General features: G+C 72.9%; 10 protein-coding genes. 4 read left to right on the plus strand and 6 right to left on the minus strand.

The features are described from left to right. Positions 1 to 27 precede the first annotated feature (27 nt). Positions 28 to 486: a MarR family winged helix-turn-helix transcriptional regulator gene (locus tag OG892_RS25245; protein ID WP_328865682.1), complete on the minus strand. Its 459-nt coding sequence runs from the start codon at positions 484 to 486 to the stop codon at positions 28 to 30. An 18-nt stretch (positions 487 to 504) separates the two neighbouring features. Next, positions 505 to 1,929, minus strand: coding sequence for an FAD-dependent monooxygenase (locus OG892_RS25250; RefSeq protein WP_371630357.1), 1,425 nt, complete (start codon positions 1,927 to 1,929; stop codon positions 505 to 507). A gap of 61 nt (positions 1,930 to 1,990) precedes the next feature. Here OG892_RS25250 and OG892_RS25255 point away from each other — a divergent pair, with 61 nt between their 5' ends. Next, positions 1,991 to 2,656, plus strand: a complete 666-nt coding sequence (locus OG892_RS25255) for a TetR/AcrR family transcriptional regulator C-terminal domain-containing protein (RefSeq protein ID WP_073732537.1) — start codon at positions 1,991 to 1,993, stop codon at positions 2,654 to 2,656. Between the two features lie 16 nt (positions 2,657 to 2,672). Here the strand turns inward: OG892_RS25255 and OG892_RS25260 are convergent, their stop codons facing one another. Both OG892_RS25260 and OG892_RS25265 read right to left on the minus strand, forming a co-directional pair. Then, the gene (locus OG892_RS25260) at positions 2,673 to 5,177 is read right to left on the minus strand and encodes a YfhO family protein (RefSeq protein WP_371630358.1); all 2,505 of its coding nucleotides are present in this window, start codon (positions 5,175 to 5,177) and stop codon (positions 2,673 to 2,675) included. Positions 5,178 to 5,334: 157 nt separating this feature from the next. Beyond that, positions 5,335 to 6,126, minus strand: a complete 792-nt coding sequence (locus OG892_RS25265; protein WP_328865679.1) for a M23 family metallopeptidase — start codon at positions 6,124 to 6,126, stop codon at positions 5,335 to 5,337. 336 nt (positions 6,127 to 6,462) lie between these two features. Here OG892_RS25265 and OG892_RS25270 point away from each other — a divergent pair, with 336 nt between their 5' ends. Together OG892_RS25270 and OG892_RS25275 are read left to right on the plus strand one after the other, a co-directional pair. Next, positions 6,463 to 8,022, plus strand: a complete 1,560-nt coding sequence (locus OG892_RS25270; RefSeq protein WP_371630359.1) for a hypothetical protein — start codon at positions 6,463 to 6,465, stop codon at positions 8,020 to 8,022. Beyond that, on the plus strand, positions 8,019 to 10,358 hold the full coding sequence (locus tag OG892_RS25275) for a glycosyltransferase (RefSeq protein ID WP_371630360.1): 2,340 nt from the start codon (positions 8,019 to 8,021) through the stop codon (positions 10,356 to 10,358). Before OG892_RS25270 ends, OG892_RS25275 begins: the two co-directional genes overlap by 4 nt. A gap of 63 nt (positions 10,359 to 10,421) precedes the next feature. Here OG892_RS25275 and OG892_RS25280 read toward each other — a convergent pair whose 3' ends face one another. Both OG892_RS25280 and OG892_RS25285 read right to left on the minus strand, forming a co-directional pair. Next, positions 10,422 to 11,795: a polysialyltransferase family glycosyltransferase gene (locus OG892_RS25280; protein WP_327338667.1), complete on the minus strand. Its 1,374-nt coding sequence runs from the start codon at positions 11,793 to 11,795 to the stop codon at positions 10,422 to 10,424. Beyond that, positions 11,792 to 12,772 (minus strand): glycosyltransferase family 2 protein, encoded by a 981-nt coding sequence (locus OG892_RS25285; RefSeq protein WP_371630361.1) that lies wholly within the window; start codon positions 12,770 to 12,772, stop codon positions 11,792 to 11,794. The genes OG892_RS25280 and OG892_RS25285 overlap by 4 nt, the downstream gene beginning before the upstream one ends. A gap of 220 nt (positions 12,773 to 12,992) precedes the next feature. Between OG892_RS25285 and OG892_RS25290 the strand changes: the two genes are divergently transcribed. Next, positions 12,993 to 14,384 carry a DUF6716 putative glycosyltransferase gene (locus tag OG892_RS25290; protein ID WP_371630362.1) on the plus strand — a complete coding sequence of 464 codons (1,392 nt, stop codon included), beginning with the start codon at positions 12,993 to 12,995 and terminating at the stop codon, positions 14,382 to 14,384. The last annotated feature ends 31 nt before the right edge of the window (positions 14,385 to 14,415 follow it).

Consider the following 14,415-nt stretch of genomic DNA (forward strand, 5'->3'; position numbering starts at 1 on the left):
CCGGCCCGGTCCGGCACGGCGGCCCCGTCAGTGGTGCCAGGCCTTGCCGCCGACGTTGTGGATCATGCGCTGGAGCACCTTCATGGTGCGGACGAACTCCTCGGGCGGGATGCCGTCGTGGATCTCCGCGATCGCCCGCGAGACGCGTGCGTAGGCCCGGGTGCGCAGCTCGCTGCCCTCGGGGGTCAGCCGCAGCCGGGTGCCGGCGTCCTGGGTTATCAGGGCCTGGTCGATCAGGGCGTCGACCTCGGGCTCCATGCCGTCCCCGACGTCGAGGTAGCCGCGGAGCAGGTCGACCACCTCCGCCCGGGGGCGGCCCGAATCGTCCGCGTCGGCCAGTTGGCTCAGCACCCACCAGCGGGGCTGCGTCAGACCGTGTTCGGCGAGGGCGGACCGGATGTGGCCCACGGTCGCGGTGTGTACGGCCCAGCTCCAGTAGCCGATCGGCTGCCTGGCGAGCCCTTCGTCGTCATGTGAGTAGTCCATGACAGCGAAGGTAGGAACTCAACCGCGCTTGAGGTCAAGGCCCAGCGGTGCCAGGTAGCCCGCGAGCCCGGTGACGTCCTCGCCCGCCCAGCCGAGGTAGCCGTCCGGCCGGACCAGGAACAGCCCCTCGCCGTACGCCTCGTACGCGTCGACGCGGTGCACCAGGAGCCCTTCCGCAGCCGCGGACTCCGGCAGCTCCGCGTCGGCGCCGACCGCCAGCAGCGTGAAGTGCGGGCCCCGGTAGACGTCGAACAGCCGCCGGTCGCCGGAGGGCCCGTCGGGGGCGCGGTCACCGGCCTCCAGGACGCCCGCGCGGCCGGAGGAGAGCGGACCGCCCCGGTAGCCGATGCCGAGCTGCTGGGCAGCCGCGCCGCGCTCCTGCTCGCCGCGGTGGATCCGGGTGGACAGGCCGAGCACCTCGGCGGCGACCGGGCGGCGCTCCTGCTCGTACGTGTCCAGCAGGGCCGGGGACGCGCCGTGGTTCAGCACCCGGCCGAGCTTCCAGCCGAGGTTGTACGCGTCCTGGACGCTGGTGTTCAGCCCCTGTCCGCCCGCCGGGGAGTGGACGTGGGCCGCGTCCCCGGCCAGGAAGACCCGGCCCTCGCGGAAGCGGTCGGCCAGGGCGGCGCGCGGCCGGAAGTCGGAGGACCAGCGCACCTCGGTGACGTCCGCCGCCTCCAGGTGCGTGCGTGCGGCGACCAGCGCGCGCACCCCCTCGGCCGAGGTGTCGGGCTCGCCCTCCTTGAACTGGGCGGCCAGCTGGAAGTCCGCCGTGCCGGGCAGCGGGCACAGCGTGATGAACCCGGCGTCGGTGTTCATCAGGTGCCAGTTGAGCCGGTCCAGCGCGTCCCCGGCGATCCGTACGTCGGCCACCAGCATCGGTGCCGGGTCCACCGTCTCCCCGGTCATCGCGATGCCCAGCGCCCGCCGCACCGTGGAGCGCCCGCCGTCCGCCGCGACCAGGTAGGAGGCGCGGACCGGACCGGTGGACAGCTCGGCGGTGACCCCGTCCGGGTCCTGGGCGAGGCCGGTCAGCGCGGTGTCGAACACCACGTCCCCGCCGAGCTCCCGCAGCCGGGCCAGCAGGATCTCCTGGGTCCGCCACTGCGGCATCAGCCACGGCTCCCCGTACGGCTCCGCGTCCGTCGGCGCCGCCACCCGGAACATCCGGTGCTCGCCCATCCGCTCGCCGCTCTGCCAGGCCATCCCGACCGGCGCCGGACCGCCGTGCTCGCGGACCGCGTCGCCCACCCCGAGGTCGTCCAGCACCTCCCGGGTGCGGGGCTGGATGCCCTTGCCGCGCGAGCCGGGGAAGAGCGCGGGGGCCTGCTCCACGAGGAGGGCGGGCACGCCCCGGCGGGCCAGGTCGCAGGCGAGGGCGAGACCGCACGGACCGGCGCCGACGATCAGGACCCCAGTTTCCTTAACGCTGTTAAGTTCCATGGCCGCGAGTCTGCGCTTAACGCTGTTAAGTTGTCAAGGCGGAGGCTGTTAACTTGACCGGGTGGGTACGACGAAGATCGACCGGTCCCGGGTGGCCGACACGGCGCTGCGGCTGCTGAACGAGGTGGGCCTGGACGGGCTCACCCTGCGCGCCATCGCCAGGGAGCTGGACGTCAAGGCGCCCGCGCTCTACTGGCACTTCAAGGACAAGCAGGCGCTGCTCGACGAGATGGCCACCGTGATGCACCGCCGGATGGTCGAGGGGGGCCTGCCGGGGCCGACGCCGCAGGGCTGGCAGGAGCAGCTCGTCGCGTACAACCTCGGGCTGCGTCGCGGACTGCTGCGCTACCGCGACGGGGCGAAGGTCTACGGGGGCGCGAAGTTCACCGGCACCGACTACGCCGACGGGCTCGAAGGGCATCTGCGGACCATGGTCGACGCGGGCTTCGAGCTGTGGCAGGCGGTCCGGGCCGGTACCACCGCGTACTCCTACACGATGGGCTTCGTCAGCGAGGAACAGGGCGTGCGCCCGATGCCGGACCAGCAGCGGGAGGGCTTCGACGTCACCGAACGCGCCGAACGGCTGGCCCGCTACCCGCTCGCCGCGGCGGCCGGCTCCGAGATCTTCGCCAACTACGACGAACGCTTCGAGGACGGCCTGCGGCTGATCATCGCGGGCATCGAGGCGCGGTACGGGGGCGCTGAGGACCCCGGCCACACGTCCTAGCCGCGCCTGCGCCGCCTCAGCCGCGCCGCCGTCTCCGTATCCGGGTCAGCGCCGCCGGACCGAACGCCGTGGCCAGCAGCGCCACCAGTGCGGCGGCCCCGGTGAGCGTCCCGGCCCGCAGTCCCGGCGGCCGGAACGAGCAGTCCACCGCCGTCCGGCCCCCGCCCACCGGCACCGCGACGAGCCCGAGGTACGAGCCGGCCGGGCGCCCGTCGCAGCTCCAGCCCGCGATCCGGGGCGCGGCCAGCACGGCCACCCCCTCGGTGCCCGGCGGGAGTTCGGCGTGCACACCGCTGCCGGAGACCGTGACCCGCGTCGCCCCCGTGCGCTTCAGCCCCGCCACCGCGGCGGCGAGGTGCCCCGGATCCAGGCAGCCGACGGCCTCGTGCGGAACGGTCCCGTCCCGCTCCGCCCGCAACGTCACGGCGATCCGGCCCGCACCCGGCCCCAGCGGCAGCATCCCGGCCCGGCGGGTGGGCAGGTCGCCCCGCAGATCGGCCGGTTCACCGGCACTGCCCAGCCGGGCGGTGCCGAACAGATCGGGCGCCCACAGGAACACCTCGCTGCCGGCCGGGCAGCTCGCGCTCAGGGTGTACGTGCCGGACCGCACCTCGTACGCGTAGGCGTTCCGGTCCGTGGCGGCCGTCCCGTCCGCGGAGCGCAGCACGGTCCGCGGCAGCGTGTACACCGGGGCGCCGAGCAGCTCCTCCTGGTTCCGGAACGGCGAGCGCCCGAAGGGCTGGGCAGGCCCGGCGGACGGCCGTACCGTCACCAGCGGCGGGACGTCGCTCCGGGTCACGGTCACCGGCCGGTCGTCGGGGCGGTTCCAGACCTGGTGCGGATCGCGCGGCACGTGGACCCGGGCGCCGACCGAGAACACCGCGTCGGTCACCGGGTTGTCCAGGCTCTGGAGTGCCCGGCCGCGCGAGGTGAAGCCGCCGCCGAGCGCGAGGAAGGTGCGGGTCGTCACGTCCGGCGTATGGCTGCTGTAGTAGGCCTCGCCCTGGCCGCCGACCGTCAACGGGTCGTTGGTGGTGCTCTGTTCCAGGCCCGGGTCCGTGCGGTAGCGCGGCCAGCCGTCGGCGCCCGCCACCGCGTCTGCCTGGAGGCGCTGGCGCTCGCCCCAGGGCGCGTAGTCGTCGAGCTGCTTCAGCCGCTGCCGGTCGGCGTACGCCGTGGTGGCGGCGGCCTGCCCGGCCTGCGCCCCCACCAGCAGCAGCACCGCGAGCGCCAGGAACCTGCCGCCGCGCACCAGCGCGAGGGCGCAGAGTGCCGCCACCAGGCCCGCGGCGAACAGCGGATAGGTCCACCGGGTGACCAGTGCGCTGGGCGCGGCCGACGCCGCGATCAGCACCAGCACCCCGCCGCCTCCCAGCAGCGCCCGCCGGTCCGGCCAGCCTCGGGCCACCGACGTCCAGGCGGCGATCACCACGATGCCGGAGAACACGAACGTCTGCCGGAACGGGCTGCCGTTCGGTGTCGCGAAGGCGTGCCAGAGCAGATGGGTCGGCCCCCACTGCATGGACAGCGCGACCGCCGCCACCAGCCCCGGCCACACCCACCGCTCGGCGCGCGGCACGCCCCGGTGGAACGCGAGCACACAGGCGAGCAGGAGGGCGCCCGTGCCCAGGAAGACCGCCGGACTGAAGAATCCGTACGTGGCCGGCAGCAGCCGGGCCGCCGCATCGGGCCAGGCGGCGGGGGCGAACTCCCGCGTCCAGCCCGGGTAGGCGTGCTCGGTGCCGAGGAAGACCGGCAGCAGGACCGGCGCGGCCAGACCGATGCCGAGCGCCACCGTCCGCACCGCGCGCACCAGACCCCGCAGCCGCTCCCGCGACGCCCCGTCCTCCAGTAGCAGCCGCACCACCAGCACCAGCGCGGCCCCGAGCGTGGCCATGTACGCGGTGTAGAAGTTGGACACCCAGGCGAGCGTCACCAGGAGCGTCCCGAGCACCGGCCGCCGCGCGGTCCGCGCCCACTCACCGGCCAGGCACAGCAGCGGGAAGGCGATCAGCCCGTCCAGCCACATCGGGTTGTACGCCGCCTCCGCGACCGACCAGCCGCACAGCGCGTACGAGGCGCCGAGCACGGCCGCCGCCCACTCCCGGCCGCGCCCCCGCCGCAACGCGGTGAGCAGCCACGTCATCGCCGCCGCCGCCACCCCCGTCTTGACCAGCGTGACCACGTAGACGGCCAGGTCGATGCGGTCCCTCGGGAACACCCCGACGAGCAGGGCGAACGGGCTGCTCAGATACGTACCGAGATCGGGCAGGAAGCTCGTGCCGAAGCCGGACTGCCAGTTCAGCAGCAGCCCGCCGTCCCCGCTGCCGTGCAGCAGGTCCCAGAGGTGGGCGTGGAACGGTACGAACTGGTTGCCCAGGTCGTTCACGCTGCGCGTGCGCGGGCCGAACGGGTAGCTGCGGGCCACCGCGTCGCCCACGCAGACGGTGACGACGGTGAGCACGGCGGCCAGGGCCGCTGCCGTGGCGCGCGGCGATCGGAGAATCGGCGGAGTCCTCATGGTGGCTCGAATATGTCATCGAACATCGTGAAATCCCGTGCAGGGAAAGGCGGTTCACCTGATGGACCGCCAGCCTTCACGCGGTCATCCCCGCTCGGTCATCCTCGCTCGGCCAGGTCGGGCAGACCGACGGGCCGCGAAGGCCCGCAGGCGCACGTCACGCCGAGCGGTCCGGCAGGGGTGCGACGGGAACGCAGTGGGTGGTGTCCTCGGGCACACCGATGCGTTCCACGCCGTCGTCGTCGCGGTAGTGCCACGCGAACGGCACGCCTCGTGCCGTCATCACATCCGGTCCGTCCATGAGCTGGAAGTGCAGGTGGGGCTCGGACGAGTTGCCGGAGTTGCCGCACTCCGCGATCTCCTGGCCCGCCGTCACCCGGGCGCCCGCGGCCACGCGCAGTGAGCCGCGCCGCAGATGGGCGAAGACCGCGTACACGCCCTCACCGAGGTCCAGGATGATGTAGTTCCCCAACAGATGGCTCGGCCAGCCGAGACTGCGGATGAAGCCTTCCAGGTAGAGATAGAGGAAGGCGGGGAGCGACATGCGCGACAGATGGTCCCGCTGCCTTCCCGCGGTGGCGACGACGACCCCGTCGGCGGGGGCGAGCAGCGGCATCCCGTAGGTGGGATAGAGGCGGGGGCGCCGGGCGAGCGGCCAGAGCCAACGGAAGGGCGGCGCCTGCCGCGTGACTCCCCGGCCGCTTCCCTCGGGTACGTACTTCAGATCGATGGCGTATGTCTGAGCATGGCTGTGGGTGTGGCTGGGGACCTTCGTGGCCGGGCCGTTGAGCGCCAGCCAACGCCCGGTGACAGGGAGGCGGAGGAGCAGCGGCTCACGGGCCCGGAGGGGGCGCTGGGCGCGGATGAGGGTCATGCGCATGATCTGGCCGACGACCAGCAGCGCCACACCGGTGTACCAGAGCGGGCCGATCCCTTGCGTATTCACCACAATGCACAAGGTGCCGACGGCGAACACCAGTCCATAGCGCTTCCACAACATCACGGGCGTATACACCTCTTCGCGGGTATGTCTGTCCGGGTGCCTCACGCATCCTGCCACGGTGGAACGGCGGGCAGGCGGGGTCGGTCGCGCTCAGGCTCCGGCGGGGGCCGGGAATGTCGCGCCCACGGACGGAGGGCGGCAGTTATCCGTGCTGACAGGGCGAGTTCATCTTCCGGCCGTTCAGGCTTCCTAGCGTGCTACGGAACCACGAACGGTTGAGGAACATCCGTACCTCCCCCTTACGCCCCTTTCCCCCCACGGGCAGCAGACGCTTGGAGCGCCATGACGAAAGCCCGCACCCGTTGGCCACGGCAGCGTGACGCGGAGGAACCGGCACCGCCCGACGGCGGCACGCCCTCCCTCGCCGCCGTCCGGCCGACGGAACTGGAGACCTGTCTGCGCGCCTGCGCCGCGCACAGCGGGAAGCTGGTCGCCGGGCTCGACCGGCGGCGCAACGCGCTCGCCGAGGCCCTGCGCAATCTGCTGGCCACTCACGCCGCCATGGAGCGGACGCCCGCCGCGACCGCCCCGGCCCCCCTGCTGCGCCGCACCGCCAAGGAAGCCCCCGGCGCGGCCCTGGTCCTCGGCGACCGGCTGATGGACCCGCTGCTCGCGGTCGGCAACAAGGCGCTGGACTGCGGTTACGAGGACGAGCTGAAGCTCGCGGCCCTCGTCGCGGACACCGTGCTGACCCAGCGCACCCGCTCCCGCGCGGCCTGGCGGCTGCGGGCCCGGGTCCTGGAGGCCATGGGCGCGGAGGCCGACGCCGTCGAGGCGTACGAGCGCTACCTCGCACTCACCGACGACGACGGCTTCGGGATCGCCGCGAGGACGGCCGGGCTGCGCGCCGGGGCGGAGCGCCAGGGCGAACTGCTGCGGATGCTGGAGCGGGACTGCCCGGAGGCGGCGGGCTTCGCCGGGGGACCGGTCACCGACACCTGGGCCGAGGGCCTCGCCCTGCACGCGCGCGGCGACTGGAACCGGGCGCGGTCCCGGCTGATCGGCGCGCTGCTGGCCCAGGACCGGTCCGGCGCCCCGGTACCGGAGATCCAAGAGGCCCTGGCCCACTACCTGGGCCTCGCCCTGGAGGCCGGCGGCGCACCGGGCAGCGGCGCCACCCCGCGCAACGGCAACGGCGACAGTGGCGGTGACGCCGCCCGCCTCACCGAGCTGATCGCGCTCTACGCGGGGCAGCGCCGGAGCCGGATGCGCGGACCGGTGGCGGACCCCACCTTCGGCGGGGTCGAGTGGATCACGCTCGGTGAGTTCCGCAACCACATCGCGGGGAAGTCGATCTGCCTGATCGCCAACTCCCAGCGGGTCGGCACCGGTTCGCTGGGCGCCGAGATCGACGCGTACGACCTGGTCGTCCGCTTCAACTCGTACCGGATAGACCCGGCCGCCACCGGCAGCCGCACCGACATCCACGCCAGCATCCACAAGCACGGCTTCAACTGGGACCAGCAGGTCCACACCCGGCTGGTGTTCGGCGGACTCGCGGGCGACTGGAAGCACTCCCTGCGCACCCGGCTGGTGCCGGGCGCCCAGCGGTACCTGGGCGACGAGTCGCTGCGCTGGCCGCTGCGCGACATCGGCAAGGTCACCACGGACGTCTGGCCGTCCATCCCCACCAGCGGCTTCAACATGCTCTGGCTGCTGGACCACCTGGACGTCAGCCCGCGACTGGACCTGATCGGCTTCGACTTCTACGAGAGCGGCGCCTACCGGCTGCCCGCCGCGATGAAGATGCCCATCACCTCCGTGCACGAGTACACCAGCGAAAAGGCGTGGGTCATGGAACGGGCCCAGCGCGTCACCGATACGAGGATCTCACTGCGATGACGACAACGCCCCCTGCCGGAGCCCCCGTACAGCCCGCGCCCGCCAACGCGCTCACCGGCAAGCGCCGGGTCGCCTTCGCGAGCTTCGTGGACGAGAACTACCTGCCCGGCTTCCTCACCCTGCTGCGCAGCCTCGCCCTGTCCAACCCCGGCGTCTGCGAGGACTTCATCGTCCTGCACGACGGACTGCGCCCCGCGTCCGTCGCCCGCATCCGGGAGCTGCACCCGCGCGCCGACTTCCGCCGGGTCGACGCCGCGCACTACGACTCCTACGCCAAGGGCGACCAGGACAACTACCTGGTGCGCAAGGCCTACTTCATCCTGGACGTGTTCCGGGTGCGCGACTACGACACCGTGATCACCCTGGACACCGACATGGTGGTCCTCGGCGCGCTGGACGAACTTCTGCGGCTGCGCGAGGGACTCGCGGCCGTTCCGCAGTTCTTCTACGGGCAGCACAAGCTCAACAGCGGGCTGCTGGTCATCCAGCGCGAGTACCTGAGCGACGCGTTCTGCGCCCGGATCGACGAGACCGGCCGCTCGGGCGCGTACGAGCTGGACAAGCACGACCAGGGCATCCTGAACGCCGTGCTCGACGGTGACTTCGTGCAGCTCGACTCCCGCTACAACTTCGTCAAGCGGCGGCTCTCCGGCGACCTACCGGTGCCCGACACCACCGCGATCCTGCACTTCACCGGCCGGCACAAGCCCTGGCAGGGCGGCGAGGCCGGGTACGGGCAGGCCGAGGACCGCTGGCGCGAGTTCGAGCTGTCCGACGCCGAGTTCCACGCCGCCTACCTCGCCCGGCCCGGCGCCAAGCACCACGACCTGCTGGTGCACTACGGCACCCCGCACGTCCGCCGCACCGCGGACCCCGACAGCGCCCGCCGGGTCGCCACCGCGCACGTCGTCGCCGGTGAGTACCAGGAGGCGGCCGAACTCCTCGGCTCGGTCCGCATCCCCGTGGACGAGGCCTGGCCGCACGAGGTGCTCGGCCACGCGCTGATGAGCGTCTCCCGCTACGAGGAGGCCCGCGCCCAGCTCCTGCTGGCCGCCGCCGCCCCCAACCGGGCCGCGACCGCCTTCTCGCGGCTCGCCCAGATCGCCTGGATCCACGGCGACGACACGAGCGCGGCGCGGTACGCCCTCGACGGGCTCGGCGTCGACCCCACCCACCGGGCGAACCGGCTGATGTACAAGCGCACCCGGGACGCCGAGGCCCCGGCGGAGGGGACGCCCGACGATCAACTGGCCCATGTCGCCTTCTACATGGACCGGCAGGGCAACGCCGGCGACAAGCTCCTCCCGGAAAGCGTCCGCCTCGCCTTCGGCCGCGACACCGGGCCGGCCCGCTGGCACTCCGTCCACGCCCACAGGCTGTTCGACGAGGCCGCGCTGGAACGCGTCAACGCCCGGCGCGGGCTGGTCATCGGCGGCGGCGGCCTGTTCATCCCGGACACCGCGCCGAACGGCAACAGCGGCTGGCAGTGGAACGTCCCCGACGCGTTGCTGGAGCGGATCGACGTACCCGTCATGGTGTACGCGGTCGGCTTCAACGCCTTCGACGGCCAGGCGTACGGGCACGGCCGGGAGCGGTTCCTCTCCTCACTGCGCAAGCTGGTGGAGCGCTCCGCGTTCTTCGGGCTCCGCAACCACGGCTCGATCGCGAAGGTGCGCGAGCTGCTGCCCGCCTCGCTGCACGACAAGGTCCGCTTCCAGCCCTGCCCCACCACCGTCACCCGGCAGCTGGTGGACGGCTGGACCGACCCCGCCGAGCGCGAGAACACCGTGCTCATCAACGCCGCGTACGACCGCTCCGGGCTCCGCTTCGGCCACGACTACGGGCACTTCCTCGCCGAGATGGCCACCGCCGTGAAGGGGCTCGGCACGTACGCCGAGGTGAAGTGCGTCGCCCACTCGCTGGACGACGAGCGGATCGCGTTCGACCTGCGGCGCGAGCACGGCATCGCGCTGCCGGTGATCCCGATGTACGACTTCGGCAACGACGCGATCCGGGACACCTACGCCCGGACGAAGCTGGTCATCGGGATGCGCGGGCACGCGGGCATGATCCCGTTCGGCTGCGGCACCCCGGTCATCAGCCTGATCTCGCACCCGAAGATGGCGTACTTCCTGGCCGACATCGAGCGGCCCGAGTGGGGCATCTCCGTCCACGACCGGCACCTCGGGGCGCGGCTGGTGGAGCGGGCGGCCGGGCTGCTGGACGACCACGCGGCGGCGGTGGCCGATGTGCACGGACGCCAGCAGGAACTGTGGAAGGTCACGGAGGCGAACGCCGCGGACCTCCAGCTGATCCAGGCGGGCGTGCGCGTCTGACGCCACGACGGACGAAGGGGGGCAGGGGCGCCGGCCGGTGCCCCTGCCCCCCTCACTTCGCTCCTACCGCTTGGCGCCCGGCCGCAGCGCCTTCGCGCGCCGCGCCACCCGGCGCACCGCCGCACTGCGCGGCAGGAACCCGAGCTGCTGCGGCACCCCGCCCGGCAGCGCGAGCGCGGTCAGCCGCCTGCGCTTGAAGTAGCGCCGGGTCGCGGCCGCCGGACGGGCGGCGAGATACCGCTCCGCGACCGGCCGGAGCCCCGGGTAGATCTTCGGCTGCATGGCGAAGCCGACCGCCCGCACCAGGTCGTTCAGCCCGTCCGGCGCCACCGCCGGACCGGCCGGGACCGGGGCGGGGTCCTCCAGGTCCGGCACCAGCGCGTCCACCAGGGTGACCGGGACCCGGTTGCTGTTCTCGAACGGCGTCAGCCGCTCCAGCAGGGTCTCCGTACCGACCCGGGCCACCGGCAGCCCGTAGAACGCGGACGCCGTGAGCAGCGCCGTCGAGAAGCAGCCGACGACCAGCGCGGGCCGCATCCGCCGGTACAGCACCTCGGCCAGGACCGGGGCGGTGAGCACCCCCGCGTCCAGCACGGTCAGCTCGGCGCCGAGCCTCGCAGCCTCCGCCTCCATGCCCCGCGACCACTGCGCCGGGGCCGTCGGATGCGGTTTGAACACCAGCCGGGAGTGGCCGAGCCGGACCGCGCCGCGCATCATCCGCAGATGCAGCTCCTCCTCCTCGGCCGCGCTGATCAGGCCGAGCGCGGAGAGGTACTGGCCGAGCAGCAGCGCGGGCGCCTCCACGGAGGGCACACCCGCCGCGACGTCCGGCGCGTCGCCCAGCTCGCCGAGCACCTTGAGGAACGCGTCGGTCGGCACGATCCCCGGCTCCACGCCGAACTCCGTCAGCAGCAGGGGCCGCAGCCCCGGCACCAGGTCGAGGTGGAGCAGCCGCCGCACCCGGGTGCCGACCAGCGGGTCGATCTTGTTCCGGGTCGGTCCGTAGCTCATCAGCCCGTCCGCGTACACATCGACCGGTACGCCGGTGAAGATCTGGGCGACCGCCATGGCCGGGTCGACCTGGACCGACTCCACGGCGAGCTCGACGGCGTCGTCGCCCAGCCCCCAGGCGAGCCGCAGATGCCGTTCCCACAGCGGTACGTCGTCCGGGCGCGGCGACCAGGCGCCCGGGTGGTGCGGGGCGATCGTCGCGTTCCACGACACGACGTCGTCGAACCGGCCGCGCAGCACGTCGAACCCGGGCATCGCGTCGAGGGCGGTCGCCGTCTCCGGGATCGCCGCGTTGTTCGAGACGAGCAGGACGCGGCGCCCGGCGTCCTCGAAGAGCCCGGCGTCCAGGGCGGCGGCGAGCGTGGCCGTGCCGTAGAGGGTGGAGGCGAAGAAGATCTGCGTCGTACGTTCCCGGCTGCTGCTCACGCGGCCGCCACCTCCTTCGCGGCGGACCGCCGCCGCAGCCGGCGCAGCAGGGTCGCCCGCTTGACGTCCATCGAGTCGATGGCCGCGTCCAGCACGTCCTGCGGCATTCGCCCCAGGGCGCCGGCGCTCATCGTTTTCAGGGCGCGCGCCACGGCGGGCTCGAACCTTTCGATCGAACCCATGTGATGGGAAATGATCGCGCAATAGTTGCGGACCGCTTTCGGCAGGAGTTCCACCGCGTCGCGGTCCGCCGCGGTTTCCCTTATGACCTGGTCGAACGAGCGAATGAAATCGAGCTGGCGCATGTCACCGATCTGGGTGAGCGACGAGGCGACGCCGCGTCGGTAGAAGATTCCGAGAAGTCCCAGCACCGCGAAGGAATCCGCTTCCCGGTGCAGCCGCCAGATCCACGGCCGGTCCTCCGCCGTGCGCAGCCCGTCCGTGAAGTGCAGCAGCCCCCGGTCCAGCAGCCTGCGGTGGTAGAGGCCCGCCCAGGCGTACGCGTAGTCGACCGAGGTGGAGCGCCCGGCGGGCAGGATCGCGTCCCTGGGCGCCATCACCTCGTTCCGGGGACCGTGCGGAACGCGCTGGACGGTACGGGTCCTGCCGTCGGCCTGGACATGGTCGGTGCGGACGAAGTCGCAGCCCAGCGCCTCGGTCCTGGCCAGCAGATCGGCGTAGAAACCGGGGGCCAGCCAGTCGTCCCCGTCCAGGAAGGCGAGGTACTCGCCGCGGGCCGCGTCCAGACCGGTGTTCCGGGCGGTGGCCAGTCCGCCGTTCTGCTGGTGTCTGCGGACGACCACCCCCGGGATCTCCTCCTGCGCGCGGCGCAGCATGTCCGCGGTCCCGTCGGTCGAGCAGTCGTCGACGAGAATGAACTCGAAGTCCTCGCGGGCGTTCGCCCGCAGGCTTCTCAGGGTGTCGGGGGCGTATGTCTGCACGTTGTAGAACGGCACGATGACCGAGAGCTTAACCACCCGCGTCACGCTAGTTCCGGGCCGCGCATTCGCCCTTTCGGCCGTACGGACGCGAGGTGAACGGCGCCCGTCGAAATGATGAACCGGTAAGCATCCGGGGACGCCTTTTTGGCCCGTTCGAGCACCCGAGCTGCGGGTTGGGCAAGCGTCGGCGGGCTGTTAACCCTTTGTTGCTGTCACGTTGGGCTGCTCACCCCCCGGCCTTCCTACCTTCTAGGACGTGCCCCCCAGTAAAAGCAATTCGGCTTCGCCGGCAGAAATGGATTCCGCAGGAGCGCCGCCCCCGGTGCTCCGGGTCGCCGTGCTCGCGGACTCCGACACCCGATGGAAGTGGGGCGCGCTCACCGCGCGCCGGCTGACCTCGGGCGACGGCCGCGCGGACGCGCCCCGGGCGGAGATCAGCGGACTGCTGCTGCGCGGCCGGGCCACCCCGACGCCCCGCCAGCTGGCCGAGGTCGGAGACGTCGGCATCGACCCCGGCCGGGTCCGCGAGGTGACGGCCGCCGAGTTCCTGCACACCGTGCGGGACGAGGGCTACGACCTGGTGGTCCTCGCGCTGGTCGGTGGCGCCGTCCAGGCGATGCTGCACGGCCTCGCCGCACTCCGGACAGGACCCAGGCCCGTCGTCGTCACCGGCTATGTCGGCGTCGTCTACGAGAAGCTCGCGGACGGGCTGCTGCTGCGGCACGGCGCCGACATCGTCCTCGCCAACTCCCGCCACGACGCGGAGCGTTTCCGCGCGGTGTACGAGGGAGTGGGCGCCGACGCCTCGGCCGTCACGGAGGCCGCCCTGCCCTTCCTCGGCGGCGAGCCGCACCGCGCGGAACCGGGCCGCGACACCGTCGTGTTCGCCGCCCAGCCCTCCGTACCGGCCTCCCGCGCCGACCGTACGTACCTGCTGCGCAGGCTCGTCGAGCACGCCAGGCTGCACCCGAAGCGCGAGGTGCTCCTCAAGCTGCGCTCCAAGCCCGGCGAGCACACCACGCACATCGAGGAACTCCCCTACCAACGGCTCGCGGAGAAGCTGCCCGGCGGACTCCCGCCCAACTTCCGCCTGGTGTACGGCCACATGGGCGAGGTACTGGACCGCACCGACCTGCTGGTCACCGTCTCCTCGACCGCCGCCCTGGAATCCCTGCACCGGCGCATCCCCACCGCCGTCCTCACCGACCTCGGGGTGCGCGAGACCCTCGGCAACCACCACTTCATCGGCTCCGGCCTGCTCACCTCCTGGAACCACCTGGACGGCGGCGCCCACCCGGAACCCGACGCCGCATGGCTGTCCGGCCAGGGCGTCGCGGCCGACGGCGGCTACGGGAGCGCCTACGACACCGCACGGGCCCGGGTCACCGCCCTGCTCGCGAAGCGGGACCGGCTGCCCGCCCTCACGCCCTACTACACGCCCGCCACCGCCCCCGGCTACCTCCCCGGCATCCTCGCCCGCCACCACCTGGCCCCCGACGGCCACCCGCTGCCGGGCGCCACCGCGACCGGCGAGCGCGGCCGGGTCAGGGGAGCGGTGCGCGAGGCGGTGCGGGACGCCGCCCGGGGCGCCTACCGGCACGGCGTCCAGCGGGTCGCCCCGGTCGTCCGACGGCTGGGCGAGCTGTGAACACCACCACCACGACACCCACTGGAGCAGC

Origin of the sequence: Streptomyces sp. NBC_00341, assembly GCF_041435055.1 — a bacterium.
Classification (GTDB): domain Bacteria; phylum Actinomycetota; class Actinomycetes; order Streptomycetales; family Streptomycetaceae; genus Streptomyces.